The organism is Allobosea sp. RCC_152_1 (assembly GCF_041360765.1).
Classification (GTDB): Bacteria; Pseudomonadota; Alphaproteobacteria; order Rhizobiales; family Beijerinckiaceae; genus Allobosea; species Allobosea spartocytisi.
Map to the genome: position 1 here is coordinate 116456 of NZ_JBFUPU010000011.1, position 24996 is coordinate 141451.

The 24996-nt window shown below is 66.2% G+C and carries 24 protein-coding genes; 8 read left to right on the top strand and 16 right to left on the bottom strand.

Translation table 11 applies throughout. From position 1 onward, the window contains the following. Positions 1-2: 2 nt before the first annotated feature. From AB6806_RS25750 to AB6806_RS25800, 11 genes are all read right to left on the bottom strand, one after another. The gene (locus AB6806_RS25750) at positions 3-989 is read right to left on the bottom strand and encodes an NAD-dependent epimerase/dehydratase family protein (protein WP_038365593.1); all 987 of its coding nucleotides are present in this window, start codon (positions 987-989) and stop codon (positions 3-5) included. A 13-nt stretch (positions 990-1002) separates the two neighbouring features. Further along, positions 1003-2112: an ABC transporter ATP-binding protein gene (locus AB6806_RS25755; protein ID WP_142022677.1), complete on the bottom strand. Its 1110-nt coding sequence runs from the start codon at positions 2110-2112 to the stop codon at positions 1003-1005. 8 nt (positions 2113-2120) lie between these two features. Then, a complete protein-coding gene (locus tag AB6806_RS25760; RefSeq protein ID WP_142022678.1) occupies positions 2121-2951 on the bottom strand; it encodes a carbohydrate ABC transporter permease in 831 nt (276 codons plus the stop codon). Between the two features lie 10 nt (positions 2952-2961). Continuing rightward, positions 2962-3867 carry a carbohydrate ABC transporter permease gene (locus tag AB6806_RS25765; RefSeq protein ID WP_142022679.1) on the bottom strand — a complete coding sequence of 302 codons (906 nt, stop codon included), beginning with the start codon at positions 3865-3867 and terminating at the stop codon, positions 2962-2964. Positions 3868-4065: 198 nt separating this feature from the next. Further along, positions 4066-5334, bottom strand: a complete 1269-nt coding sequence (locus AB6806_RS25770) for an ABC transporter substrate-binding protein (protein ID WP_142022722.1) — start codon at positions 5332-5334, stop codon at positions 4066-4068. 53 nt (positions 5335-5387) lie between these two features. Then, positions 5388-6557, bottom strand: coding sequence for a mandelate racemase/muconate lactonizing enzyme family protein (locus tag AB6806_RS25775; RefSeq protein WP_038365603.1), 1170 nt, complete (start codon positions 6555-6557; stop codon positions 5388-5390). Positions 6558-6561: 4 nt separating this feature from the next. After that, positions 6562-7488: a dihydrodipicolinate synthase family protein gene (locus AB6806_RS25780; RefSeq protein WP_370955833.1), complete on the bottom strand. Its 927-nt coding sequence runs from the start codon at positions 7486-7488 to the stop codon at positions 6562-6564. A gap of 562 nt (positions 7489-8050) precedes the next feature. After that, the gene (locus AB6806_RS25785; RefSeq protein ID WP_038365605.1) at positions 8051-8782 is read right to left on the bottom strand and encodes an ABC transporter ATP-binding protein; all 732 of its coding nucleotides are present in this window, start codon (positions 8780-8782) and stop codon (positions 8051-8053) included. Then, the gene (locus AB6806_RS25790; protein ID WP_142022682.1) at positions 8769-10550 is read right to left on the bottom strand and encodes a branched-chain amino acid ABC transporter ATP-binding protein/permease; all 1782 of its coding nucleotides are present in this window, start codon (positions 10548-10550) and stop codon (positions 8769-8771) included. Before AB6806_RS25790 ends, AB6806_RS25785 begins: the two co-directional genes overlap by 14 nt. Further along, positions 10547-11422, bottom strand: coding sequence for a branched-chain amino acid ABC transporter permease (locus AB6806_RS25795; RefSeq protein ID WP_038365609.1), 876 nt, complete (start codon positions 11420-11422; stop codon positions 10547-10549). Before AB6806_RS25795 ends, AB6806_RS25790 begins: the two co-directional genes overlap by 4 nt. 174 nt (positions 11423-11596) lie before the next feature. Then, positions 11597-12751, bottom strand: coding sequence for an ABC transporter substrate-binding protein (locus tag AB6806_RS25800; RefSeq protein ID WP_038365612.1), 1155 nt, complete (start codon positions 12749-12751; stop codon positions 11597-11599). A 191-nt stretch (positions 12752-12942) separates the two neighbouring features. On the opposite strand from AB6806_RS25800, the gene AB6806_RS25805 reads away from it, so the two are divergent. Then, positions 12943-13386: a type II 3-dehydroquinate dehydratase gene (locus tag AB6806_RS25805; protein ID WP_142022683.1), complete on the top strand. Its 444-nt coding sequence runs from the start codon at positions 12943-12945 to the stop codon at positions 13384-13386. 31 nt (positions 13387-13417) lie between these two features. Here AB6806_RS25805 and AB6806_RS25810 read toward each other — a convergent pair whose 3' ends face one another. After that, positions 13418-14080, bottom strand: a complete 663-nt coding sequence (locus AB6806_RS25810; RefSeq protein WP_051988291.1) for a TetR/AcrR family transcriptional regulator — start codon at positions 14078-14080, stop codon at positions 13418-13420. 213 nt (positions 14081-14293) lie between these two features. On the opposite strand from AB6806_RS25810, the gene AB6806_RS25815 reads away from it, so the two are divergent. From AB6806_RS25815 to AB6806_RS25845, 7 genes are read left to right on the top strand one after another with little or no spacing between them, the layout of a single operon-like run. After that, the gene (locus AB6806_RS25815; RefSeq protein WP_142022684.1) at positions 14294-14962 is read left to right on the top strand and encodes an amino acid ABC transporter permease; all 669 of its coding nucleotides are present in this window, start codon (positions 14294-14296) and stop codon (positions 14960-14962) included. Positions 14963-14969: 7 nt separating this feature from the next. Then, positions 14970-15611 carry an amino acid ABC transporter permease gene (locus AB6806_RS25820; RefSeq protein ID WP_038365618.1) on the top strand — a complete coding sequence of 214 codons (642 nt, stop codon included), beginning with the start codon at positions 14970-14972 and terminating at the stop codon, positions 15609-15611. A 56-nt stretch (positions 15612-15667) separates the two neighbouring features. After that, on the top strand, positions 15668-16495 hold the full coding sequence (locus tag AB6806_RS25825) for a transporter substrate-binding domain-containing protein (protein ID WP_038365619.1): 828 nt from the start codon (positions 15668-15670) through the stop codon (positions 16493-16495). 25 nt (positions 16496-16520) lie between these two features. After that, on the top strand, positions 16521-17294 hold the full coding sequence (locus AB6806_RS25830; RefSeq protein WP_370955836.1) for an amino acid ABC transporter ATP-binding protein: 774 nt from the start codon (positions 16521-16523) through the stop codon (positions 17292-17294). Positions 17295-17325: 31 nt separating this feature from the next. Continuing rightward, positions 17326-17775, top strand: coding sequence for a type II 3-dehydroquinate dehydratase (gene aroQ / locus AB6806_RS25835; RefSeq protein ID WP_038365623.1), 450 nt, complete (start codon positions 17326-17328; stop codon positions 17773-17775). A 34-nt stretch (positions 17776-17809) separates the two neighbouring features. After that, positions 17810-18865 (top strand): Gfo/Idh/MocA family protein, encoded by a 1056-nt coding sequence (locus AB6806_RS25840; RefSeq protein WP_142022685.1) that lies wholly within the window; start codon positions 17810-17812, stop codon positions 18863-18865. Continuing rightward, positions 18862-19692, top strand: coding sequence for a shikimate dehydrogenase family protein (locus AB6806_RS25845; RefSeq protein WP_142022686.1), 831 nt, complete (start codon positions 18862-18864; stop codon positions 19690-19692). The genes AB6806_RS25840 and AB6806_RS25845 overlap by 4 nt, the downstream gene beginning before the upstream one ends. A 60-nt stretch (positions 19693-19752) precedes the next feature. Here AB6806_RS25845 and AB6806_RS25850 read toward each other — a convergent pair whose 3' ends face one another. The 4 genes from AB6806_RS25850 to AB6806_RS25865 all read right to left on the bottom strand — a co-directional run bounded on the left by AB6806_RS25850 (position 19753) and on the right by AB6806_RS25865 (position 24970). Further along, positions 19753-20820, bottom strand: coding sequence for a Gfo/Idh/MocA family protein (locus AB6806_RS25850; protein WP_142022687.1), 1068 nt, complete (start codon positions 20818-20820; stop codon positions 19753-19755). Positions 20821-20919: 99 nt separating this feature from the next. Continuing rightward, positions 20920-21534, bottom strand: coding sequence for an EthD domain-containing protein (locus AB6806_RS25855; protein ID WP_142022688.1), 615 nt, complete (start codon positions 21532-21534; stop codon positions 20920-20922). A 50-nt stretch (positions 21535-21584) separates the two neighbouring features. Then, entirely contained in the window at positions 21585-24104 is a 2520-nt protein-coding gene (locus AB6806_RS25860) for a branched-chain amino acid ABC transporter ATP-binding protein/permease (protein WP_142022689.1), read from the bottom strand. Beyond that, complete coding sequence (locus AB6806_RS25865; RefSeq protein WP_038365633.1) at positions 24101-24970, bottom strand: branched-chain amino acid ABC transporter permease; 870 nt, start codon at positions 24968-24970, stop codon at positions 24101-24103. Before AB6806_RS25865 ends, AB6806_RS25860 begins: the two co-directional genes overlap by 4 nt. Positions 24971-24996 lie beyond the last annotated feature (26 nt).

Genomic DNA, 24996 nt, shown 5'->3' on the forward strand with positions numbered 1-24996 from the left:
CCTCAACCCACCTTCGTGCGGACCACGCGCGCTGCGGCGGCCTCCGCGATCATCCGCTCGATCGTCCATTGCGGCTCGAAACCCAATTCGGCCCGAATCCGGGCATTCGAGGTTTCGTAGAACACGCCGGAACCGGGCAGGTCGACCGTTTTCAGAGGCAGCCCCGTCGCCTGCGCCATCAGCGGCAAGGCGTCGGCGAAATCGACGGGCGCGGTGGCACCGAGATTGTAAGTGCGCCCCGCCGCCTTCTCGCTCTTCAGCGCGAGCAGGATGCCGTCGACCATGTCGCGGGAATCGGTGATGTGCATGCGGAAGGGCCGGCCGTTCTCGTTGCGGGAGAGCACCAGCGCGGGCGTGCCGTCATCAGCCGCCTTCAGCGCGGCGACCGCCGTCGCGTTGCCGAAGGCTTCCTGCTGACGGATCTTCGGCTGCAGGAAGAAGCGGGGGCCAGAAAAGAAGCTCGTCTCGTCGAGCAGCTCGGCCGCGTCCTGCGTGTGCGAGAAGCGCAGGATCGTCGCCGGAATGCCGGCGCTGCGCTCGGTGAGGCGGATGATCTCCTCGCCGAGCTGCTTGGAGAGACCATAGGCCGAGCGCGGCTTGAGCGGATGGTTCTCGTCGACCGGCAGGTAGTCCGGGACATTCTCCGGATAGACCTCGCCGGAGCTGGCGAAGACGATGCGGGCGGGCTTCACCCCGGCTGCTTCCCCCATGAGGATGCGCGTGCCGTCGACATTGGCGCGGAAGACCTTGTCGGCATCGGCTGTAAGCCAGGACATGAAGGCGCCGAGATGCAGGATCGCCTCGGCATCCTTCACCGCCTCGCGCGCCGCGGCCGGATCGTCGAAGGCGCCGACGATTTCGCGATAGCCGGTCTGGGAGCGCCCCGCGCTGCGCAGGTCGAAGCCGGTGACGGTCTGCCCTTCGGCGAGGAGGCGGTCGATGACGCGGGAACCGATGCGCCCGGCGCTGCCCGTGACGAGAATGGCCATGGCTACGCTGTCCTCAGTTCAGGGCGAGATGCGTCTGGGGATCGAAGAGATGCAGGCGCGCCGGATCGAAGGAGAGCGAGACCGGCTGTCCCTGTGTCACATGGTCGGCGTCCATCACGCGGGCGATGAACTGGTCCGCTCGGCGGTCGTCGCTGCCGGCATCCTTGAGAGAGGTGCGGTTCTCCTCGACCAGGTCGAGATAAAGGTATTTCTCGCTGCCGAGGCTTTCGACGAGCCGTGGCGTCGCCTCGAAGGTGACGGGGCCGGTTGCGCCTGCGCTGAGATATTCGGGCCTGAGGCCGACGAGCAGCTCGCGGGTGCCGGGCGCCTTCGCCAGAGGCAGTTCGATCTCGCGCCCGAGCAGCCGGGCCGTGCGCGCGCCCGTCAACTCAGCGCGGAAGAAGTTCATGCCCGGCGAGCCGATGAAGCCGGCGACGAAGAGATTGGCCGGTTTGCGGAACATCGTGTCGGGATCGGCGATCTGCTGGATTTCGCCGTCGCGCATGATGACGATGCGGTCGGCCATGGTCATCGCCTCGGTCTGGTCATGCGTGACGTAGATCGTCGTGGTCTTCAGGCGCTGGTGAAGGGCCGAGATTTCGGCGCGGGTGTGGACGCGCAGCTTCGCGTCGAGATTGGAGAGCGGCTCGTCCATCAGGAAGGCCTGCGGCTCGCGCACGATGGCCCGGCCGAGCGCGACGCGCTGGCGCTGCCCGCCGGAGAGCGCCTTCGGCTTGCGGTCGAGCAGATGAGCGACGCCGAGGATCTGCGCGGCCTCGTTGACCCGCCGCTCGATCTCGGCCGCCGGCATGCCGCGCATCTTCAGACCGAAGCCCATGTTCCGCGCGACCGTCAGATGCGGATAGAGCGCGTAGTTCTGGAAGACCATGGCGATGTCGCGGTCGCCCGGCGCGAGGTCGGTGACGTCGCGCCCGCCGATCCGGACGGTGCCCGAGGTCGCATCCTCCAGCCCCGCGAGGATCTTCAGCATGGTCGACTTGCCGCAGCCGGAGGGGCCGACGAAGACGACGAACTCGCCATCCGTGATCTCAAGCGAAAAGTCCTTCAGGACCTGCAGCGGGCCGTAGGATTTGGTGACGCGTTCGATGCTGATGCCGGCCATGCGTGAGCTCACTTCTCCGCGCCGGCGGTCAACCCGCCGACGAGGTAGCGTTCGAGGAAGAGGTAGATCAGGAGGACCGGCAGGGCGACGATCAGCGCCGCTGCCGAGATATCGGCCCAGTTCGAGACATACTCGCCCTTCATCGTGGTCAGGCCGAGATTGGCGGTCCAGTTGGTCTGGGCGTTGGTCAGGAAGGTGCGGGCATAGGCATAGTCCGACCAGGACAGGACGAAGCCGTAGAGCGCCGTTGCGGCCAGGCCCGGCGCCGAGACCGGCAGGATGACCCGGACCATCGCGCCGAGCGGAGAGCAGCCATCGACCATCGCCGCCTGTTCCAGCTCGCGCGGGATCGTGTCGAAATAGCCCTTCAGCATCCAGGTGGTGAAGGGCACGATCAACGTGGCGTGGGCGAGGATGATCGACCACAGGCTGCCGATCATTCCCGTCATCCGGAAAATGCCGAAGAGCGGGATGACGAGCAGCGTCGCCGGCAGCATCTTGGCAGTGAGGATGAAGAGGCCGAGCGACTGGCCGCCGCGCACCTTGAAGCGCGAGAGGCTGTAGCCGGCGAGCACCGAGACCAGCATCGACAAGGTCACCGCGCCCGCCGCCGCCAGCACGGAATTGCCGAGCCAGAGCAGGATCGGCCGCTGCTCGATGATCTCCTCGAAGACGCCCCAGCGCGGGGCTGTCGGCCAGAATGTCGGCGGCAGCGCCCTGAGCTCGGCCGGCGTCGCCAGCGCGGTGACGATCAGCCAATAGATCGGGAAGACCAGGAGCGCGCAGGTGACGATCACCGTCACATAGAGCAGGGCGGCTGCGGGGAGCTTGCGTTTCATCGGCGCCTCCTCAGATGTTCTCGGGCGCCCGGCCCATCAGCAGCCGGCTCGCGATGACGCAGATGATCAGCGTGACCACGCCGATCGCCGAGGCGTAGCCCATCTTGAAGAAGCCGAAGGCCTGCTCGTAGGTCATGATCGAGAGCGTCTGCGTCGCCTTCAGCGGCCCGCCGCCGGTCATGACGTAGATGATCGAGAAGTCGCGGAAGACCCAGAGCATGACGAGGATCAGGGTCACGCCGAGCACCGGCATCAGCGAGGGCAGGGTGATGTTGATCAGCCGCTGCCAGGCATTGGCGCCGTCGACGCGGGCCGCGTTGTAGAAATCCTCCGGGATCGACTGCAAACCGGCGAGCATCATGATCGAGACGAACGGGTAGCCCTTCCAGATCATGGTGACGCAGACCACGGCGAAGGCGGCCTCCGGCGAGGAGAACCAGTTGATCGTGGTGTCGACGAGCCCGAGCCGGATGAAGACCCAGTTCATCAGGCCGAAGGAGGAATCGAAGATCCAGGCGAAGACCACGACGGCCACGACTTCCGGCACCGCCCAGGGCAGGGCGACAAGCAGGCGCGCCAGCGACTGGCCCTTGAAGCGGTTGTTGACCAGCAGCGCCGTGCCGAGGCCCAGCAGGAAGCAGAAGAAGGAAACGATCACGACGAGCTTCAGCGTGGTCCAGCTCGCGTTCCAGAATTCCGGCGAGGTGAAGAGCCGCTCGTAGTTCATCGTCGTGAAGGGCCGCCGCGGCTGGTCGAGCCGGGGGATGCCGACATTCTGGAAGGAGAGATCAACCGAGACGAAGAGCGGATAGGCGATGATCAGCCCGATCAGCAGCACCGCCGGCAACAGCAGGAGGTAGCCGAGCCAATGGCGCCGGCTCGGGCGGGCGAGATCGAGAAAGGCTGATCGGGACATGGGTCGGCTTTCAGGTAGGGAGCATGTTCCGCGACAGACCCCCTCTCCCCTTGCGGGAGAGGGTTGAGGCGAGGGGTCTCTCGACGTTGCCGGCGTGAGTGCCTCGCACGAGCGCTAACGACGCAAGGCGGCGCGACCCCTCATCCGTCTCGGCTTTGCCGAGCCACCTTCTCCCGCAGGGGGAGAAGGGAACGGTCGTCACTGCTGCTGCAGCGTCTCCGCCTTCTTCTGCATGGTCGCGGCCACGATCTTGGGGTCGAGATCCTGGATGATCATGCGCTGGCTCTCCTCCATGACCATCTTGGCGAACTCATTGAACTGCAGCTCGAGCCCCTTGGGGATCCGGTCGACCTTGGCGTCGGCGGCGGCCTTGGTGGCCTTCACCAGCAGGTCGAAATGCGGCGTCTCCTTGCTGGCACCGGTCGTGTCGGCACGCGGGTCCGGCGGCGGCGAGGCCCCGAGCGTCGCATAGCTCGACTGGAACTTGTCGGAGGTCGCGATCGCGATGAAATCCCAGGCGAGCTTCTTGTTCTCCGGCGAAATCTCGGAGGCGATGCCGAGCACGTTCGAGGAGCCGCCGACCGGCGGGTTGAACGGTACCGTGGTCAGCTTGATCTGGTCCCGGGCCTTGCCCTTCTGGATGATCGGCCAGAGCCAGGGGCCGTCCATCTTCAGCGCGATCTTGCCATCGGCGAAGAGCTGGCGGACTTCGCCGGCGGCGAGGTCGCGCGGCGTCAGGTTCTCCTTGACGATGGTCTTCCAGCGGGTGAGGCCTTCGATCATCTGCGGCGTGTTGATCGTGACCTTGCCGTTCTCGTCGGTCCAGCGCGCGCCGGCGTCGAGCGTGTAGTTCATCATCTCGGACATGTACTGGCCGCCGCCGCCACGGGTCTCGTGGCCGGTGCCGAACTGGTCGACGATGCCGTCTCCGTTGATGTCCTTGGTGAGCTTGCGGGCAGCGGTGAGGAATTCCGCGTAGTTCTTCGGAACCTCGAGCCCCTCCTTCTTCAGGAGGTCTTCGTTATAGGCCATGAAGTACCCGAAATAGAGCATCATCACGCAGACATTCTGCTTGTTCCAGGTGCAGGTGTCCTGGCCGGCCCAGCCTTTCAGGTCGAGCTTGGCGTTCTTGATGTAGGGGTCGAGCGGCTCCAGCCAGCCATTGTCGGCGAATTTCTGGAACTCGAAAGAGGCGAGATGGACGATGTCCGGCGGCTGGCCGCCGGCAAAGAGCGTCGTCATCGTGTCGGCGAAGGCGCCGCGCTCGACCTTGGTCCACTCGATCTTGACGCCCGGATGGGTCGCCTCGAATTCCTTGATGACCGAGCCCCACCAGTCGCCGGTGCCGCGCTCGTCCTTCTGCCAGGAGACGAATTTCAGCACCTTGTTCTGGGCGAGCGCGGGCAGGGCCGTCATCGTGCCGAGCGTGACGAGCCCGGCGGCGGCGAGCCGCTTCCAGTCCAGCATCCTCATGACGTTTCTCCCTCTCGTTTTTCTGCCGTGTTGTCCGGCGGTTACGGTCAGTGCTTGCGAAGCAGATTCAACGCCTCCTCGGAGGGCGCGACGCCCAGCCCCGGCCCGGTCGGCAGGCTGTAGAAGCCTTCGCGGCAATCCATGTCGCCGGTCAGCAGGCGCCGGTTCGGCTCGAAGATCGAGTGCTGGTATTCGTGACAGCTCACCGCCGAGAGCGCCGCGCTGGCATGCAGGCTTGCCGCCATGAACAACCCCATGCCGATGGTCGCGTGCGGGATCACTGCGAGATTGTGCGCCTGGGCGTATTGCCCGATGCGCATGAACTCGGTGACGCCCTTGTGGCCCATCTCCGGCTGGACGATCGCGCAGGCCCGCCGCGCCACCCGTGGCACGAGATCGTAGACCGTGCGCCATTCCTCGCCGGCCGCGACCGGCGTCGAGACGCGGGCCGCGACATGGGCGAGGCCGTCGACATCCTCGGGCTTCACCGGCGCCTCGGCGAACCAGAGGCCATGCGGCTCCATCGCCCGGATGGCGGAGACGGCCTCCTCGGCGGTGTGGACCCAGTGCATGTCGCAGGCGATGCGGGCCTGGGGCCCGAGCCGTTCGCGCAAAGTCGCGATCTCCGCGACATTGCCGTCATCCGCGACGGGCGCCGCGAATTTGAAGCTGTCGAAGCCCTTCGCCTGCCATTCGGCGGCGAAATCGGCGCGCTCGGCCCGGGTGCGCTTGGGCAGGCCCGAGATATAGGCCGGCAGCCGCTCATGCCGCCTTCCGCCGAGCATGGCGACGAGCGGCCGGTCGGCGAGGCGGGCATTCAGGTCCCAGAGCGCGATGTCGATGGCGGCGAGCGCGTCGAGATAGAAGCCGCCGGTATAGCCGCGCACGCGCATCAGGTCGTAGAGGTCTTCGTGAATTACGACGACGTCCTGCGGCGAGCGGCCGATCACGTAAGGGCCGAGCAGATCGTCGATGATCGCGATGGCGGCGCCCGGCGCGACGATGCCGTAGGTCTCGCCCCAGCCGACAAGGCCGCCGCTCGTCTCCAGCCGGACCACGACGGTGCGGTCCATGGTCGGATAGACCGTGCGGTTGCCCTTGCGGACGATGTAGCCCTTCTCGTTGATGCTCTCGCCGGGGCGCGGATCGCCGAGATAGACGGTCTCGCGCGGGATGGTCAGCGTATAGACATCGACCTTGGCGACACGCTCAGCCATGGCGCTATTCCGCTGCCTGAAGCGAGGCCGCCGGAGCAAGCAGGTCCGCGATCCGTCCGAGCCAGGCGTCGATCTCGGCCCGGTCGACCGCGTCGAAGGCCGGGAGCGGCGCTCGGCAGATCTGGTTCGACAGGATGCCGCGGCGGGTCAACACGTATTTGGTGAAGGCCATGCGCAGATTGGCCTGGACCAGCAGCAGCGGCAGGGTGCGCATATAGAGGTGACGAGCCGTCTCGACCGCCCCGCCGCGGAAAGCCCGGTCGAGCGCCGCGTGGATATCGGTGAATTCGGCCGCCGGCATCGCGCCGCAGGCGCCGCGGACATATTCGTCGATGATGTAGCGGGCGCCGCCGCCGCCGATCACGCCCTTCAGATGGGCTGGCTTGCCTTTCAGGATCGCCGTGATCGCCGGCCCGGCGGGAATCGTCTCTTCCTTGAGATAGGTGATGGCCGGGTTGCCGCGGACGATCTCCAGCAGCACGTCGGGCTTGAGGTCGGAGCCGCGCGGGGCGGGCGCATTCTGCAGGACGATCTCGATCCCCGGCACCGCATTCGCGATCTCGCGGTAGAACGCCGCCACGGCTGCCCCATCGATGCCGACGGATTTCGGCGCCTGGATCATGACATGGCCGATGCCGAGCGCCTGTGCCTGCCTGGCATAGCCGATGGCTTCCGCCGCAGACGGCGCGCTCGCGCCCGCGACCACCGGCACGCGCCCCGCGACGGCGCGGACGACTTCGCGGAGCAAGATCTCCCGTTCTTCCGCCAAGAGATTGTCGACCTCGCTGGCGAAGCCCGGAAACACCACGCCCGCCGCGCCGGCCCCGAGGGCGAAGGCGGTCACGCGCCCCAGTGCCGCGGGGTCGATCGCGCCATTGGCGGCAAAGGGGGTCGGCAGGACGGGAAGAATGCCTGCGAGAGCTGCTGTCATCGGGTGGTCCAATATATGGATCAATTGTTTTCTTATTTGGATCATACGAAGCGAGGCCATGAAGCGTCAAGCGCGGAAATGCCACCGCGCAGCAAGCCGATGCGCCGGCCGGCTGTCCGGCAGCTGTCCCTGCGTGGAGCTATTGGCTGGAAGGAGCGCGCAGAACCACGTCGTCATCCCCGGGTTTGACCCGGGATCCATGCCAGAGCGCCTACGGTGGAAGGTTCAGGATGGATTTCGGCTCTCTGCATCGCAGCGGCCGGGATGAGCTGCGCTCCGACGAGAGGGAGCGCGCGAAGGAGCTGCGTGCAGCGCTTATGCGTTCGGACGGTCGACTGGCGGGGAGAGCGATTGTTTGGAGATAACGGAGCGTTGGTCGCGCAGCTCCCATCATTCGGGACGAGCCGCTTCAGCGGCGCCGATCCGGAATCCATCCTGGAATGCAGCGCTCGACGATGGATTCCGGGTCTCCGCTACGCTGCGCCCGGAATGACGGCACATTGACTGACCGGAATCAGTCGGTGATCTGGAGGCTTGAGGGCCCTGAACGTGGCGGCCGGACTCAGGCCGCAGCCGTTCGTCCGCCGAGATAGGCGGCACGGATTTCCTCGTTCGACCAGAGCTGGTCCGGCGTGCCCGAAAGCACGAGCTTGCCGGTTTCCAGCACATAGCCGCGATCCGCGACAGAGAGGCCCATCCGGGCGTTCTGCTCGACCAGCAGCACGGTCGTGCCCCGCCGCCTGATCTCGGCGATGATCGCGAAGACCGCCTGGACGATGACGGGGGCGAGGCCGAGCGACGGCTCGTCGAGCAGCAGGATGCGCGGCTTCGCCATCAGCCCGCGCGCGACCGCCACCATCTGCTGCTGACCGCCCGAGAGCGTCCAGCCCAGCGCATTGGAGAAGCGGCGGATGTCGGGGAAGAGGTCGAACATCTCGTCGGCCTCCCGCTTGATCTCGGCGGTTTTCATGCCGCGCCGGTTGGAAGCCCCGAGCATGATGTTCTCGCGCACGCTCAGGCCCGGAAACACGCGGCGGCCTTCAGGAACATGGGCGATGCCGCGGCGGACGATCTCCTCGGGCTTCAGCCCGACGATCGACTGGCCCTCGAAGAGGATGTCGCCCGAGGCCGGCTTCGCGAGGCCCGAGATGGCGCGCAAGGTGGTCGACTTGCCGGCTCCGTTTGACCCGAGCAGCGTCACGACCTCGCCGGCCTCGACGATGAGCGAGACGCCGTCGACGGCTTCGACTTCGCCGTAGCGGACGACAAGCGATTTGAGTTCAAGCAGCGACATCGGGACCCGTCCCCAGATAGGCGGCGATCACATCGGGGTGTTTCAGCACGTCGGCCGAATAGCCGTCGGCGATGCGGCGGCCGAAGTTCAGCACGGTGATGTGCTGCGCGACCTCGCTCACCAGCGTCATGTCGTGGTCGATGATCATGATGGTGAGGCCGCGCGCCGAGATGCGTTTGAGCAGGTTGCGCAGCTCCACCTTCTCCGAAGAGTTGAGGCCCGCGCCCGGCTCGTCGAGTAGGAGCAGGACGGGGTCGCCGGCCAGCGCCCGGGCGATCTCGACCGCGCGCTGATGGCCGTAGGAGAAGCTCGCCACCACCTCATTGGCGCGGTCTTCCAGGTCGACGAAGGCGAGAGCCGCCCGGGCCTGCGCCACCACGGCTGCAGGATCGTTCGCGACCGGGTTTCCGGGCCGTTCGGCACCGACCATGACGTTTTCCAGCGCCGTCATCGAGCGCCAGAGCCGGATGTTCTGGAAGGTGCGGCCGAGCCCGGCCTTGGTGCGGGCGTGCGGCGGCAGATTGGTGATGTCCTGCCCGTTGAGGGTGACGGTCCCGGCCGTGGCGCGGTAGAGGCCGGAGAGGACGTTCAGCGTCGTGGTCTTGCCTGAGCCGTTGGGGCCGATCAGCGCGTGGACCCCGCCGCGCCTGATCGTCAGATCGACCTCGTCGACCGCCTTCAGCCCGCCGAAATGCTTGGAAAGACCGCGCACCTCCAGGACGGTCTCGGAGCCTTCGCCGCCGCCCGACAGCGGGAGCGCCAGGCCGGAGCTGACTGGGAGGACGGCGCGCTTGAAGCGGTCGAGCCGGCCGCGCAGATAGCCCCAGATGCCATCCGGCATGAACAGCACGATCAGGATCACCGCCGCGCCGTAGATGGCGAGGTAAAGCCCGGGAATGCTCTTGAGGAAGCGCAGCCATTCCGGGATCAGGATCAGCAGCCCCGTGCCGATGACGGCGCCGATCGGCGAGGCGACGCCGCCGAGCAGCACCATGGTGAGGAACACCACCGATTCGGCGAAGGAGAACTGGTCCGGGCTGACATAGGAGAAGCCGCCGGCGAAGAGGCCGCCGCCGATGCCGCCGAGGACGGCGGACAACGCGAAGGCCGTGACCTTGGTCCGGTAGACGTCGATGCCGGCGACGCCCGCGGCGAGCTCGTTGTCGCGCACCGCCCGCATGGCGCGGCCCAGCCGCGTGTCGCGCAGGCGCCAGACCAGATAGCCGAGGATGCCCAGCACCGCGATGCACAGCGCGAGATAGGCCGAGCCGTCGCTGAAGAGAGGCGGGCGCGGGATGGCGCGGACACCGTCGGGCCCCTTGGTGACGGGGATCCAGTTGATCAGGACGAGGGTGACGATCTGCTGGAACGAGATCGTCACCATGGCGAGGTAATGGCCGCCGAGCCTGAGCGTCGAGGCGCCGAGCAGGGCACCGAAGCCGGCGGCGATGCCCGTGCCGATCAGGAGGCAAACCCAGAAGTTCAGGCCGTAATCGGTCTGGCCGAGGCCGACCGCATAGGCGCCGAGCCCGAAGAAGGCGGCCTGGGCCAGATTGATCTGGCCGCAGAGCCCGAGCACGATCGTCAGGCCGAGCACGGCGACCGCGTAGGTCGTCGCCTGCATCGAGATGTTGAGGATATAGCCGGTCTTGGGGACGACGATGGCGAGCGTCATCGCGACCAGGACGAGCAGGACATAGGCCGGGACGCCCCAGCGCAGGCGGGGGCGGATATCGCCGGCAGTCGCGGTGGTTTCGGTCGTGCTCATGCTTTTTCCGCCACGCGCTCGCCGAAGATGCCCTGCGGCCGGAAGATCAGGAAGGCGATCAGCACCAGGAAGGCGAAGCCGTCCTTGTAGGGCACCGAGATGTAGGCCGCCCCGAAGGTCTCGATGACGCCGAGCGCGAGCCCGCCGATGATCGCCCCGGTCACGTCGCCGAAGCCGCCGATGATGGTGGCGGCGAAGGCTTTCAGCGCGATGGTCGCGCCCATGCCGATCGAGACGAAGAGGACGGGCGCCACGAGAATGCCGGCGATGCCGCCGATTACCGCCGAATAGATGAAGGTGATCATGATCATCACCGCCACGGGGATGCCGAGCAGCGAGGCCATCTCCTTGTCCTGCGAGGTCGCCTGCAGCTTCTTGCCGAGCAGCGTATGCTCGAAGAACCAGTATTGCAGCGCCACCAGCAGCGCCGTCACGACGATGATGAGCAGATACTGGTTGTCGAGATAGACCGGGCCGAGCATGAAGCCGGGCGTGTCGAACCAGCCCGACAGCACCTCGGGCTCCGGCCCATGGATCGCCAGCGTCGTGTTGGCCATGAAGATCGAGGCGCCGATGGTCGAGATGATGACCGGCAGATAGGTGCGGTGGCGCAGCGGATAATAGACCGCACGATTGAAGACCGCGCCGAGCGCCGCCATGCCGAACAATGAGACGATGAAGGCGAGCCAGTAGGGCAGGCCGATCTTGACCGAGAAGACCACCATCAGGAAGGCCGCCACCATGGAGAACTCGCCTTGGGCGAAGTTCACGACGTTGGTGGCCCGGAAGATCAGGACGAAGCCCAGCGCGACCAGCGCATAGACCGAGCCGATGCCGATCCCGGTGAAAAGAAGCTGAAGAACGAGATCCATCTGTCTACCGCGCTGGCGTTGAAGCGATCGGTTCTCCGCGGTGAACGGTTTGGCCGTTCGCCGCGAAAGGCGTGACATGCGATGCGTCGGGCGTTGCCGCGCGGGGCTCGCGATCCGAGCCGCGCTTGGCGGCCGGCTTCCCGGCAGGAGCAGGGAAGCCGAGCAGCCTGAGGATCAGCCGAGATTCGGCGTGAAGTCGATCCGCTTGTCGAACTTGATCTCGCCCTTGTCGTTCTTGACGATGTTGTAGCCGTGCAGGCCGTCACCGTTCTTGTCGAAGTTGTATTCGCCCTCGGCGCCCTTGTGGCCGCGGATGGCAAGCATCGCCTCGCGAACCTTGTTGGGCTCGGTGGAGCCGGCCTTGTTCATCGCCATCGCCAGGCAGGTGACGGCGTCGAAGGTCCAGGACGACTGGTTGTCCGGCGCGACCTTCCGCACCTCGCGATAGGCCTTGCCGAAGGCCTTCGAGGCGTCGCTCGAATCCTCGGCATAGTCGGCCACGCCATAGGTGTTGTAGAGCGCCGGCCCCGCGAGCTTCAGCGCCGAGACGTTGACGATGGAAGGCGAGCCGACCCAGGGGATGTTGACGCCGAGCTGGCGCAATTGCCGGGCGAAGATGCCGAGGTCGGTCTCGAAGGTAAAATAGGTGCCGAGGATATCGGCGCCGGACTGCCGCACCGCCAGCACGACCGGCGTGAAGTCCTGGCTCTGGTTGGCATAGCCCTGGTCGAGAGCGAGCGTGGCGCCATTGTCGGGCAGGGCCTCGGTCAGCGCCTTGGCGCCGGCCGTGCCGAAGGCATCGGTCGAATGGACGATCGCCCATTTCTTCTTGCCGAGTTCCTTGCTGCCGTATTGCGCGATCACCTTGCCCGAATAGGAATCGTTCGGGCGGAAGCGGAAGAGCCAGGGATTGCCGAGCTTGGTCAGGTTCGGGTCGGTGCCGCCGAAGCCGACCGGCTTGCCGATCTTCAGCATGTCGGGCGCCATGGCGTGCATCTGCGTCGAGCGGATCGAGCCGAGGAAGGCGACGATGTCGGGTTGGCTGGCGAGCTTGGAGAAGGCGAGCACCGCACCGGGGTTGGTGGTCTGGTCGTCCTCGAAGATCAGCTCGAGTGGCTTGCCGAGCACGCCGCCGGCCTTGTTGACCTGCTCCAGCGCGATCTTGGCGCCGGTCTGGGCGAAGGAGCCGGATTCGGCGGCCGCGCCCGTCATCGGGACGACCATGCCGATCTTGACGGTGGCGCCCTGGGCGTAGGCACTGCGTATGACGGCCGGAGACACAATGGTGCCGGCAAGAGCGGTCGTGAACCCGCGACGGGTCAGGTGCATCGCTATCCTCCCAATTTAATGGATTAGATCGGATCTAGCCGCCCGATTGCCACCATGATGAATCATCTGCGCGCCGGTCTAAACCGCGTCTCTCCTCATTCTTTAGTCTATGCCGAACCTTGTTCCTTCCGCCCCCGCTGCCGTGATCAGTATGGGCGGATAGCGACCATAGCACCTTTGGAGTGACCGCGTTGAGCAAGCCCATTTTCGTCCTGAACGGCCCGAACCTGAATCTGCTCGGCCAGCGCGAGCCACATATCTACGGCACGACGATGCTGGCCGAGGTGAAACAGCTTTGCGAGGAGAAGGCGCGCACGCTGGGCTACGAGGTCGATTTTCGCCAGACCAATTTCGAGGGCGAACTGGTCGAGAGCGTGCATCAGGCCCGGCAGGAAGCCTGCGGCATCATCATCAACCCGGCCGGCTACAGTTTCACCTCGGTGGCACTGCTTGATTCGCTCAAGATGTTCGATGGCCCCAAGATCGAGCTGCACATCTCGAACATCCATGCGCGGGAAGCGATCTATCACAACTCGCTGGTCTCCCGCACCGCGACGGCGGTCATCGCCGGGCTGGGCGTCGCCGGCTACGCGCTCGCCATCCAGGCTATGGCGGGGCTCGTCGAGCGGAAGTAGGGGCCCGCAAGACGGCGGGATCGCTGTTGCTTCAGCGCCGCAGCATGCCCAGCACGGCCGCCACGGTCATGCTGCGGCGCCGGGCAAGGGCCTCCGGCGTGCACATGTCGTAGCCGAAGACCTGGCCGACCGTCGCCCGATGCGAGACATTGTAGATGCTGAGCGCGCTGATCGTGAGGGAGATGTCGAGCGGCTCGAGCCCGGGCTGGAACAGCCCTGCCGCAACACCACGCTCGTAGATGTTGCGGGTCACCTCGACGACGGAGCTGTTCAGGCCGGCGATGGTGCGCGAAGCCTTGAGATTCCGGGCATGATGCACGTTCTCGACCATCACCATGCGCACGAAATCGGGGTTTTCGACATGGTAGTCGAACGTGGCTTCCGCCAGCCGCGCCATCGCCTCGACCGGCGGCAGCGAGCCGAGATCGAGGCTGCGCTCGAAACTGCGGATGCCTTCATACATGGTTTCGAGGACGGCGCGGTAGAGCCCCTCCTTGTCGCCGAAGTAATAGTAGATCATCCGCTTGCTGGTCGCGGTCTTGGCCGCGATATCGTCGACCCTGGCGCCGCTCAGGCCGTTCTCGACGAATTCCGCGCGAGCGACCTCGAGAATGTTGCGGCGCACCCCTTCGGGATCCTGGGTCCAGGAGGCCTGGCGCCGCTTTTCGCGCGTGGTGATGACCGGGCTCGTCACGCTGCCGCTCTTGTCGAGCGAGCGTGACGGCGAGGGCCGGCCACGATGAAATGAACGGGGCGGTACATTGCGCTTGACCAATTGAACTAGCCGGTACATTTATCACTTCGCTGCGATGGTGCAAGCTGCGCGGTGTCCGGTGCCCGACAAGAGGCGCCGTCAGGGAAACGCCACGGATCGACCCAAAGAAGGTCGGCCGCCCAGGGAGAGAGAATGAACTACAAGCTCGACTTCACGCCCGTGATCGAGGGGCTGCCGGAGCTGTTGCTGGCGTGCCTCGGCACCTTCGGTCTCGCTCTGGGCGGCATGGCGCTGGCGATCGTGATCGGCGTCGGCGGCGTGATCCTGCGCGATTCCCGCTTCGCTCCCGTGCGTTGGCTGATCAAGGGCTTCGTCGAGCTGGTCCGGAACACGCCGTTCCTGGTGCAGATCTTCTTCATCTATTTCGCGCTGCCGCTGGCGGGCGTCCGGCTCGATCCGACGCCGACGGCGATCATCGCGCTCGGCCTCAATGGCGGCGCCTATGCCATCGAGATCATCCGCGGCGGCGTGCAGTCGATCGGCAAAGGCCAGATCGAGGCGGGGCTCGCGCTCGGCCTGCACAAGGCCCAGGTCTTCCGGCTGATCGTGCTGAAGCCGGCGCTGCGCGCGATCTTCCCGTCGCTGACCAGCCAGTTCGTGCTGCTGACCCTGTCGACCAGCATCTGCTCGGCGATCTCGGCTTACGAGCTCACCTCGGTGGCGCAGCGGATCGAGTCCGACAGCTTCCGCTCCTTCGAGGTCTACGGCACGATCACGCTGTTCTACCTCGTGATCTCCTGGGTGATGATGCGCTTCTTCGACGCGATCTCGACCCGTTACTTCAGCTATCCGGTGAAGTGAGGGCGCGATGGGATCGAACGAATTCCTCTTCCTGCTCACCGGTCTCAAATGGACCGTGCTGCTCTCGCTCGTCGGCTTCGTCGGCGGCGGCGTGTTCGGGCTCGCGGTCGCGCTGCTGCGCACCTCCGGCATCGCTCCGCTCGAACGGGGTTCGAGGAGCTACATCTCGCTCTTCCAGGGCACGCCGCTCCTGATGCAGCTCTTCGTGGTCTATTACGGGCTTGCCCTGGTCGGCTTGAAGCTCGATGCCTGGGTCGCGGTCGCGATCGGCTTCACGCTCCATGCCAGCGCCTATCTCGGCGAGATCTGGCGAGGCTCGATCGAGGCCGTGCCGAAGGGGCAGACCGAGGCCGCCAAGGCGCTCAGCCTGCATTACGTCTCGCGCATGAAGGACGTCATCCTGCCGCAGGCGATCCGCATCTCGCTGCCGGCGACGGTCGGTTTCCTGGTCCAGCTCATCAAGGGCACGTCGCTGGCCGCCATCGTCGGCTTCACCGAGCTGACCCGGGCCGGCAACATCATCTCCAACCAGACCTTCAAGCCGCTGCTGGTCTTCGGGATCGTCGGCATCCTGTATTTCCTGATCTGCTGGCCGCTCTCGCTCTACGGATCGCATCTGGAGCGCCGCATGGCCGTCGCATCGCGCTGAGGCCGACAACACGTTCACCGCAGAAGCCCAACCACCAACGACAGAGGGAGAGAAACATGACCAAGACCACACGCCGCAGCATTCTTGCCGCCGGTGCCGCTGCGCTCGCGCTGCCCGCGCTGCTCGGCAGCCCGGCCCAGGCCATCACCCCGGCCGAGATCAAGGCCCGCGGCAAGATCATCGTGGGCATCCAGGGCGACAACCCGCCCTGGGGCTTCGTCACCAGCGCCGGCAAGCAGGACGGCCTCGACGCCGACATCGCGACGCTCTTCGCCAAGGAACTCGGCGTGCAGGTCGAGTTCGTGCCGCTCGAGGTCAACAACCGCATCCCGGCGCTGACGACGGGCCGCGTCGACGTGCTCTTCGCCACCATGGCGATGCTGCCGGAGCGTGCCAAGGCGGTGCAGTTCTCGAAGCCTTACGTCGCCAATACCATCGTGCTGATCGGCCCCAAGAAGGACAAGATCACCACCAACGAGGATATGGCGAAGTACACCATCGGCGTCGCCAAGGGCGCGGCGCAGGACACGCAGGTCACCAAGAATGCCCCCTCCGGCACCACCATTCGCCGCTATGACGGCGATGCGCCCTCGATCCAGGCGCTGGTCTCCGGCCAGGTCCAGGCGCTCGGCGGCAACATCTTCTACATGCAGCGCATCGAGCAGGGCCGGCCGGGCGAGTTCGAGAACAAGCTCGAATTCCAGAACCTCTACAACGGCGCCTGCACCCGTCTCGGCGAGAAGGAGATCAACGCGGCGATCAATACCTTCATCGACAAGATCAAGGCCAATGGCGAGCTGCAGAAGGTCTACGACAAGTGGATGAAGGTGCCGGTGCACAAGTTCCCGGACAGCCTCGAAGGCATCACCTTCACCGCGAGCTGAACCAGCACTGATCGGGAACAGGGCCATGAACCAGCCTGCCGCGCAAAACACCGCCGCGACGGACGCCATGATCGCCATGGCGCATGTCGAGAAATGGTATGGCGACTTCAAGGCCCTGACCGACATCAACCTCGCGGTCCGCAAAGGCGAGCGCATCGTGCTTTGCGGGCCGTCGGGCTCGGGCAAGTCGACGCTGATCCGCTGCATCAACCATCTGGAGAGCTACCAGAAGGGCGAGATCAGGGTCGGCGGTACCAGGTTGGGCGACGATGCCAGGACGATCGACGCGGTGCGCCGCGAGGTCGGCATGGTCTTCCAGCACTTCAACCTGTTCCCGCATATGACCGCGCTGCAGAACTGCATGCTGGCGCCGATGCGATCGCTCGGCGTGAGCAAGGCCGAGGCCGAGGCCACCGCCCGCAAGCTGCTCGGCCGCGTCAAGATTCTCGAACAGGCGGAGAAATACCCGGCGCAGCTCTCGGGCGGCCAGCAGCAGCGCGTCGCGATCGCGCGCGCCTTGTGCATGAAGCCGAAGGTCATGCTGTTCGACGAGCCAACCTCGGCGCTCGACCCCGAAATGGTCAAGGAGGTGCTCGACACCATGATCAGCCTCGCCGAGGAGGGCATGACCATGATCTGCGTCACCCATGAGATGGGTTTTGCCCGGCAGGTGGCGAACCGGGTCATCTTCATGGCCTCGGGCGCGATCGTCGAGGAAGCGCCGCCGCAGGAATTCTTCAGCAATCCGCGCCATGAACGGACGCGCCAATTCCTCGGCGAAATCCTGCACAAGCACTGAACGTCTCAGAACCAGCAACGGACCGCGATCGATGTCCCGTCTCGTCTATGTCCTCAACGGACCGAACCTCAATCTGCTCGGCAAGCGCCAGCCGCATATCTACGGCCACGAGACGCTGGCCGATGTCGAGCGCGACTGCCGCAAGCTGGCGGAGGAGCTGAAGCTCGAACTGCGCTTCCACCAGTCCAATCGCGAATACGAGCTGATCGACTGGATCCATGAGGCGCGCGAGGACGGTGCCGGCATCGTCATCAACCCGGCCGCCTTCACCCATACTTCGGTCGCGCTGCTCGATGCGCTCAACACCTTCGAGGGACCGGTGATCGAATGCCATATCTCGCAGGTGCATAAGCGCGAGGCCTTCCGCCACCATTCCTATGTCTCGATGCGCTCCGACGGCGTGATCGCCGGCTTCGGCACCCAGGGCTACCAGCTGGGCTTGAGGCGCATCGCGAAGCTCATCGACGACGCAGCCAAGTGATGGCGGGCAGGCACGGATTCCAACGGAATTGAGCATGGCACCGGTCAAACTCGCAGTCATGGGCGCCGGCCTGATCGGCCGACGTCATGCCGAGCATGTCGCGCGGGAGCCGGGCGCGCTGCTCTCGGCCATCGTCGACCCCTCCGAGGTCGGGCGCGATCTGGCCGAGCGCCTCGGCACGCGCTGGCATCGCAGCCTTGCCGATCTGGTCGCGGTGGACAGGCCGGAGGGCGTGATCATCGCGACGCCGAACCGGCTCCATGTCGAGAACGGGCTGGAAGCGATCGAGGCCGGCATCCCCGCCATCGTCGAGAAGCCGCTGGCCGACGATCTTGCCGGCGCGGCCCGTCTCGTCGCAGCCGCGGAGCGGGCTGGCTTACCGCTGCTGACCGGTCATCACCGCCGCTACAATCCGATGATCGCCAAGGCGAAGGAGATCGTCGAGAGCGGCCGGCTCGGCCGGGTGCTCGCGATCCAGGGCCATTTCTGGCTGATGAAGCCGGACGATTATTTCGAGGTCGGCTGGCGCCGCGAAGAGGGGGCAGGGCCGATCCTGCTCAACCTCATTCACGACGTCGATCTCTTCCGCCATCTCTGCGGCGAGGTCGTCTCCGTGCAGGCGCTGAGCTCGAATGCGGTGAGGGGGCACGCGGTCGAGGAGACGGCCGCGATCCTGCTGCGCTTTGCCAATGGCGTGCTCGCGACCGTCACGGTCTCCGACACCATCGTCGCGCCCTGGAGCTGGGAGCTGACGACCGGCGAGAACCCGGCCTATCCGCAGCAGGACCAGTCCTGCTACCAGATCGGCGGGACGCATGGTTCACTCACCATCCCGCAGCTCGAAATCTGGTCGAACCGCGACAAGCGGAGCTGGTGGGAGCCGCTTGTGCGCGAGCGCATTCCCTTCGTTCCGGACGACCCGCTGGCGCGCCAGATCCGCCATTTCTGCGATGTCATCCGCAACGGCGTCGCACCGATCGCCTCGGGCCGCGAAGGCCTTGCCACGCTCACCGTGATCGACGCCGTCAAGCGGGCGGCCCGCTCGGGCGAAACCGTCGTCCTCACCGAGCCGGCGGCGAGCGCAGCATGATCACCGGAACCACACGGCTCATCGCCCATCTCGGCTACCCGACCGAGAGCTTCAAGGCGCCGATGATCTACAACCCCTATTTCGAGCGCGAGGGGATCGACGCCGTCGTCGTGCCGATGGGCTGTCGGGCCGAGGACTATCCGGACTTCCTGAAGCTGGTCTTCCGGCTTTCGAATGCCCATGGCGCGCTGGTGACGATGCCGCACAAGGTCACCACGACCGGGCTCGTCGACGTCCTGCTGCCGACGGCGGCGATCGCCGGCGCCTGCAACGCCGTGCGTCGCGAGGCCGATGGCCGCCTGACCGGCGAGATGTTCGACGGCGAGGGCTTCGTGCGCGGCGTGCTGCGCAAGGGGCGCGCCATCCCCGGCAAGCGGGCGCTGGTGCTGGGCGCCGGCGGCGTCGGCTCCGCCATTGCTGCGTCTCTCGCCAAGGCCGGCGTCAGCGAGCTCGGCCTCTACGACATCAACGCGGCCGCAGCCAAGGCGCTGGGCGCGCGGCTTGCGCGCTACTATCCCGCGCTCGGCGTGTCCCTGGCATCCAATGATCCTGCCGGCTTCGACATCGTCGTCAATGCCACGCCGCTCGGGATGAAGCCGGGCGATCCGCTGCCGCTCGACATCGCCCGGCTCGATGCCGCGACCTTCGTCGGCGAGGTGGTGATGGCCGAAGAGATCACGCCGTTCCTCGCGGCGGCGCGTGCGCGTGGCTGCGAGGTCCAGGTCGGCAAGGACATGCTGTTCGAGCAGATCCCCGCCTATCTGGAGTTCTTCGGCTTCCCCTCGACCACGGCCGAGGATTTGCGCAGCGTCGCCCGGCTCGGCTGAGTGCGTCCCTTCCATCTCCAATGTTGACTCTGACGGCGCCGTAGCGGCTGCGGCTGCCTGTCAGGCTGGAAGCCGGACGGTGCTGCCGCTTTCGGACGCCGTCTTGACCGCGAGCGTCGCCTCCAACGTGCGCAAGCCGTCGCGGCCGCTGATGACGGGTTCTTCCTGGCGCAGGGAGACGGCGGCGAAATGCCGGGCCTGGCGGCGATAGGAGCTCTCGACGCTGATGGCGAGCTTGTCCTCGCTCAATTCGCTGAGCCAGCCCGGCTCGCCCGCGCCGCGATAGCTGAAATGGCGGACATCCGGCAGGGTCAGCGAGCCTTCCGAGCCGGCGAAGACATGGGAGGAAACCTTCTGGCGTTTCAGCTTGTCCGCCGTGTCCGACATCTGGTCGAATTCACCGGAGGCTAGGTCCCAGCTGAAGGGCGAGGCCGCCGTGTCGGAGAGGCTGATCGTGCCGAGCGCGCCGTTGCGGAAGCGCAGCAATACGGCGGCGGTGTCCTCCACCGGGAAGCCACGTACCGTCGAAGAGCTCAGCGCCTGCAGGCTGTCGATTTCGCCGAAGACATAGCGGATCAGGTCGATCTCGTGGATCAGGTTGATCAGGATCGGGCCGCCGCTCGCGGTGTCGCGACGCCAGCCGAGGTTGAAATAGCTCTCCGGCTTGAGCTGCGTGTAGATCACGGTGGCGATGGCCGGCTTGCCGATGAGGCCGTCCGCTATGGCCTGGCGCACCGCCCGGACCGCCGGATTGTGCCGGCGGTGATGGCCGACCAACACCGGGACATTTTTCGCCTCGGCGGCATCGCAGAGCCGACGCGCCGCCTCGACGCTTTCGGCGATCGGCTTCTCGACGAGAACCGCGATGTCGCGGGCGATGCAGTCGAGCGCCATGGGGACGTGCTGGTCGTTGGGCGTGGCGATGACGACGCCGTCAAGGCGCTCGGCCTCGATCATCGCGCGATGGTCGTCATACGCTTTGACGTTGCGGCTGGCCGCATGGTCGCGTGCGGCCGGCGTGGGATCGGAGATGGCGACGACCTCGGCATTCTCCGTCTCCTGCAACACAGCAAGATGGGTCTTTCCGATCGTGCCGAGGCCGATGATCCCGATCCGCGCGCGCGCCATGATGTCCTCCGATGTGATCTGTGAACTTGAAGGTTGGGAAATGATTGCAGCCCACGGCGCCCTTGCATGTGCGGCCCGGGCGGGGAGCCTAAGCGGCCGCTAGACGATCCTGACCGTCCGCACCCGGACGATACCGAGCTTTGCCGTCCCCTCGGATATTGCGGCGATCTGCAGCGCGGCTCGGTCCGCGCCGGCGACGTCGCTGAAATAAAGATGGAAGAAGCTGTCGACCCGCTGACTCGCCCCTTCGGAGCCGGGGCGCGGGATTGTCGAGGCGACATCGTCCCGGATGGACTGGACAAAGCCCGGCAACCGCCGCAACGCGGTCTCGATAGGCTCCAGCCCGGCCCGGTCGCCGCCATGCGCCGCAAGGACGATGAGCTTGCCTTGCTCCTCGGCCATGCGGATGCTCGAAGCTCCGATCACGTAGCCGGTGGTGTTCCCGAGAAAGTGCGGCTCGTCGGCCCTGACGGCCCGCACCGTCTCGGCGGTGAAGGCCTTCTCCATGGCGTCGGCATCGTCGAACCCGAGCTCCACGATGCCGCTGATGCGGAAGGGCACAGGCTCGTACACCACCTCGACATGGTTCTGCACATAGCTGCGGATGGCGGGGAGGCGGGCGACCAGCGGCCCATGCCGCTCCTGCCAGTGATGCGAGAAGAAGGCCGGATCGTCGCCGGGCCTCTTTTCGAGAATGGACATGCGTTTGAACATGGCATGGTCCTCATGCCGGGAGAGGTCGAGGCCTCTCCCGCGTAGCCGCCTCAGGCCGCCACGGATTCATCGGCCTGGACCACGCCGAGCAGCCTGGCCTGCAAGGCATGATCCTTCTCGAGATCGCCGGCGTCGCCGGCGAAGGCGATGCGGCCGTTGACCAGCACGACCGCCCTGTCGACGATCGGCAGCACGGTCTCGGCATGATGCTCGACAATGACCATCGCGACCTTGCCGCGCAGCTTGACGAGCGCCGCCATCACCTCCTCGACGACCGAGGGGGCGAGCCCCTCGAAAGGCTCGTCGAGCAGGACGAGCTTGCTCGGCACGACGAGGGCGCGCGCAATCGCCACCATCTGGCGTTCGCCGCCGGAGAGGTTCTCGGCCTTGGCCTTCTGCCGGGCGCGCAGGCGCGGGAAGAGCTCGAAGCACTGCTCGATGCTCAAGCCCCCGGCGCGCTGGGCGATCTGCAGGTTCTCGACCACCGTGAGGTTGGGGAAGAGCCGGCGGCCCTCTGGCACCAGCGAGATGCCGAGCCGGTTGATCTCATAGGGCTTGCGCGCGCCGATATCCGTGCTCGCGAAGCTGAGTGAGCCTGCGTCCAGCGGCAACGTGCCGGTCAGCGCTCGCAGCAGCGTGGTCTTGCCGACGCCGTTGCGGCCGAGCAGGGCGATCGCCTCGCCTTCATGGACCGTGATGTCGACCCCGTTCAGCACGGTGCTGCCGCCGTAACCGACCGCCAGCGCCCTGGCCTCCAGCAACGGCTTGCCTGCGGCATGCGCCACGCGCTCGACCGCGGGCGGCGCCTTGGACTCGCCCTTGGCTGTGCCGAGATAGGCGGCGATCACCTCCGGATTGCGCGCGACCTCGGCGGGCTTTCCGTCGGCGATCATCCGGCCCTGGTGCAGGACGGAGATGCGGTCCGAAATCGCCAGAACCCGGTCGATATCGTGCTCAATCAGGAGCACGGCGTGCTTCTTCGACAGGTTGCGGATCAGCTCCGCGACGATCTGCCGGTCGGCCTCGGCCAGCCCGGCGAGCGGCTCGTCGAGCAGGAGCAGCTTGGAATCGATCGCGAGCGTGACGGCGATCTCGAGCAGGCGCTTGGCGCCGTGCGGCAGGTTCATGCACGGGTCCGCCGCCCGGTCCGCGAGCCCCACCGCATCGAGGATCGACCATGTCCGCTCGTTCAGCGGCGCGATGTCGTGGGCGTCCCTGAAGAAGCCGAGCGCGCCGTGCCGCTGCGCCTGCACCGCGACCCGGACGTTCTCGAAGACCGAGAGGTTCGGGAAGATCGAGAGGATCTGGAAGGAGCGGCTGATGCCGAGCCGGGCGCGGGCATACATCGGCAGCTTCGTGATGTCCTTGCCCTCGAACAGGATCGTGCCTCCGCTCGGCGGCAGGACGCCGGTCAGCATGTTGTAGAAGGTGGTCTTGCCGGCGCCGTTGGGGCCGATGATCGAGTGCAGCACGAAGGGGCGCACCTCGAGGTCGATCTCCTTGGCGGTCACCAGACTGCCGAAGCTCTTGCTCAGCTTGCGCGTTTCGAGCACCGGTTTGTCAGGGTCCATCGCCTGGGCCGTGCTCTCATAGGGCTCGATCACGGCGGGGCGCGGCGGGATGGTGTTGCGGGTCAGCGTCCAGCGCTGGTTGCGGCGCAGGCGCTGCACCAGTCCCTGAATGCCCTCGGGGGAGAAGAGCGCGAAGACGATGATGATCGGCGCGAAGATCAGCCACCAATTCTCGGTGATGGCGGAAAGCCGGTTCTCCAGGACGATGAAGGCGATCGCGCCCCAGAGCGGCCCGAGGAAATGATGCACGCCGCCGAGCACGGTCATCAGCAGCGAGTCGCCGGCGCGCTGCCAGCCGAGATTGTTGGCGTAGACGCCTTGCAGCATCAACGTCAGCAGGGAGCCGGCATAACCGACGAGGCCGGCCATCATGACGAAGGCGAGGAGCTTCACCAGATAGGTGTTGTAGCCGAGGCTGCTCGCCCTCTGCTCGTTGTCGCGGACGGCCTGCAGGACGCGGCCGAACGGCGCATGGACCAGCCGCCAGAGGAACCACATGGCGAGCAGCACCGTGGCGAGCGCGAAGAGATGGAACTGCATCTCGGTGTGGAAGCTGGTGCGAGGCACGCCCTGAAGGCCGTTCTCGCCGCCGGTCACGGCCGTCCATTTATAGGCGACCTCGAAGGCGATCTGCGAGCAGGCGAGCGTCAGCAGCGAAAAATAGAGGCCGCGCCGGCGCAGGATCAGCGCGCCGAGCACGGCTGCCAGCGCCATCGAAAGCAGCACGGAGAGGAGCAGGGCCGCGATGTCCTGCTTGACCGGCCCGAGAAGCAGCAGGGCGGCGAAGTAGCTGGCGCAGCCGAAGAAGACGGAGGCTCCGAAGGGCACCAGCCCGGTATAGCCGACGAGCAGGTTCACGCCGGCGCCATAGAGCGTGTAGATCGCGATCTGGGTGATCAGGTTGACTGGGGCGCCCTGGGCCATCCAAGCCAGGGTGAGCCCTGCGAAGACGATCGCTATCCAGAGGATCGGGCTGGTCAGGATGGAGCGGAGTCTCATTCGAACCTCTCCCAGCGCTCGCCGAACAGGCCGCGCGGACGGATGAGCAGGATGGCGGCCATCAGCACGTACATCGCGGCGCCTGACCAGACCGGGGCGAACTGGATGGTCATGGCCGTGGTGATGCCGACGAGAAGGCCGGCGATGATCGCGCCGGAATAGGAGCCGAGCCCGCCGATGGTGACGATGACGAAGGCGGGCATGATGGCGCCTGAGGCCATGCTGGGGATGACCGTCCAGAGCGGCCCGGCCAGCATGCCGGCCAGCCCCGCCAGCAAGCAGCCGATGCCGAAGACGCCGGAAAGCACGATCGGCAGGTTGATGCCGAGCAGGCCGACCATTTCGGCATCGCGCGAGCCGGCGCGGATGATCCGCCCGAAGGGCGTGAAGCGCAGGAAGGCCCAGAAGCTGATCAGCGCCAGCACCGTCACGATCAACACCGTCATGCGGTATTTCGTGATCAGGATCGGTCCGTATTCGACGAAGCCGGAGAGGATGGCCGGCGGGCTGAACGGAACCGGGGCGCCGCCGAAGATGAGCCGCAGGATCGCTTCGGCCAGCAGGGCGAGCGCGAAGGTCAGGATCAGGCCGAGCAGCGGCTCCTTGCCGTAGAGCTGCCGGATCAACGTCATCTCGACGACCATGCCGATGGCGCCCACGATGAGCGGCGAGAGCAGGGCGGCGGGCCAGCCGAAATCGCGGGCGAGCACCAAAGCGAGATAGGCGCCGATGGCGAAGAACGAGCCGTGGGCGAAGTTCACGATACCCAGCATGCCGAAGATGATCGACAGGCCGATCGCGATGAGAACGTAGAGAAAGCCCAGGATGAGGCCGTTCACCGCCTGGGAGATGATCATGTCGAGCATGGCATGGCCCCTCCCGCGCCGGCACG

Bases quoted from the DNA above. Each gene is read 5' to 3' on its own strand.
- AB6806_RS25840 (WP_142022685.1), top strand. From the start codon at position 17,810: ATGGCACCGGTCAAACTCGCAGTCATGGGCGCCGGCCTGATCGGCCGA.
- AB6806_RS25845 (WP_142022686.1), top strand. From the start codon at position 18,862: ATGATCACCGGAACCACACGGCTCATCGCCCATCTCGGCTACCCGACC.
- AB6806_RS25775 (WP_038365603.1), bottom strand. From the start codon at position 6,557: ATGGCTGAGCGTGTCGCCAAGGTCGATGTCTATACGCTGACCATCCCG.
- AB6806_RS25795 (WP_038365609.1), bottom strand. From the start codon at position 11,422: ATGGATCTCGTTCTTCAGCTTCTTTTCACCGGGATCGGCATCGGCTCG.
- AB6806_RS25830 (WP_370955836.1), top strand. From the start codon at position 16,521: ATGAACCAGCCTGCCGCGCAAAACACCGCCGCGACGGACGCCATGATC.
- AB6806_RS25750 (WP_038365593.1), bottom strand. From the start codon at position 989: ATGGCCATTCTCGTCACGGGCAGCGCCGGGCGCATCGGTTCCCGCGTC.
- AB6806_RS25860 (WP_142022689.1), bottom strand. From the start codon at position 24,104: ATGAGACTCCGCTCCATCCTGACCAGCCCGATCCTCTGGATAGCGATC.
- AB6806_RS25850 (WP_142022687.1), bottom strand. From the start codon at position 20,820: ATGGCGCGCGCGCGGATCGGGATCATCGGCCTCGGCACGATCGGAAAG.
- AB6806_RS25820 (WP_038365618.1), top strand. From the start codon at position 14,970: ATGGGATCGAACGAATTCCTCTTCCTGCTCACCGGTCTCAAATGGACC.
- AB6806_RS25780 (WP_370955833.1), bottom strand. From the start codon at position 7,488: ATGACAGCAGCTCTCGCAGGCATTCTTCCCGTCCTGCCGACCCCCTTT.
- AB6806_RS25765 (WP_142022679.1), bottom strand. From the start codon at position 3,867: ATGTCCCGATCAGCCTTTCTCGATCTCGCCCGCCCGAGCCGGCGCCAT.
- AB6806_RS25760 (WP_142022678.1), bottom strand. From the start codon at position 2,951: ATGAAACGCAAGCTCCCCGCAGCCGCCCTGCTCTATGTGACGGTGATC.
- AB6806_RS25800 (WP_038365612.1), bottom strand. From the start codon at position 12,751: ATGCACCTGACCCGTCGCGGGTTCACGACCGCTCTTGCCGGCACCATT.
- AB6806_RS25815 (WP_142022684.1), top strand. From the start codon at position 14,294: ATGAACTACAAGCTCGACTTCACGCCCGTGATCGAGGGGCTGCCGGAG.
- AB6806_RS25790 (WP_142022682.1), bottom strand. From the start codon at position 10,550: ATGAGCACGACCGAAACCACCGCGACTGCCGGCGATATCCGCCCCCGC.
- AB6806_RS25825 (WP_038365619.1), top strand. From the start codon at position 15,668: ATGACCAAGACCACACGCCGCAGCATTCTTGCCGCCGGTGCCGCTGCG.
- AB6806_RS25770 (WP_142022722.1), bottom strand. From the start codon at position 5,334: ATGCTGGACTGGAAGCGGCTCGCCGCCGCCGGGCTCGTCACGCTCGGC.
- AB6806_RS25785 (WP_038365605.1), bottom strand. From the start codon at position 8,782: ATGTCGCTGCTTGAACTCAAATCGCTTGTCGTCCGCTACGGCGAAGTC.
- AB6806_RS25755 (WP_142022677.1), bottom strand. From the start codon at position 2,112: ATGGCCGGCATCAGCATCGAACGCGTCACCAAATCCTACGGCCCGCTG.
- aroQ (WP_038365623.1), top strand. From the start codon at position 17,326: ATGTCCCGTCTCGTCTATGTCCTCAACGGACCGAACCTCAATCTGCTC.
- AB6806_RS25855 (WP_142022688.1), bottom strand. From the start codon at position 21,534: ATGTTCAAACGCATGTCCATTCTCGAAAAGAGGCCCGGCGACGATCCG.
- AB6806_RS25865 (WP_038365633.1), bottom strand. From the start codon at position 24,970: ATGCTCGACATGATCATCTCCCAGGCGGTGAACGGCCTCATCCTGGGC.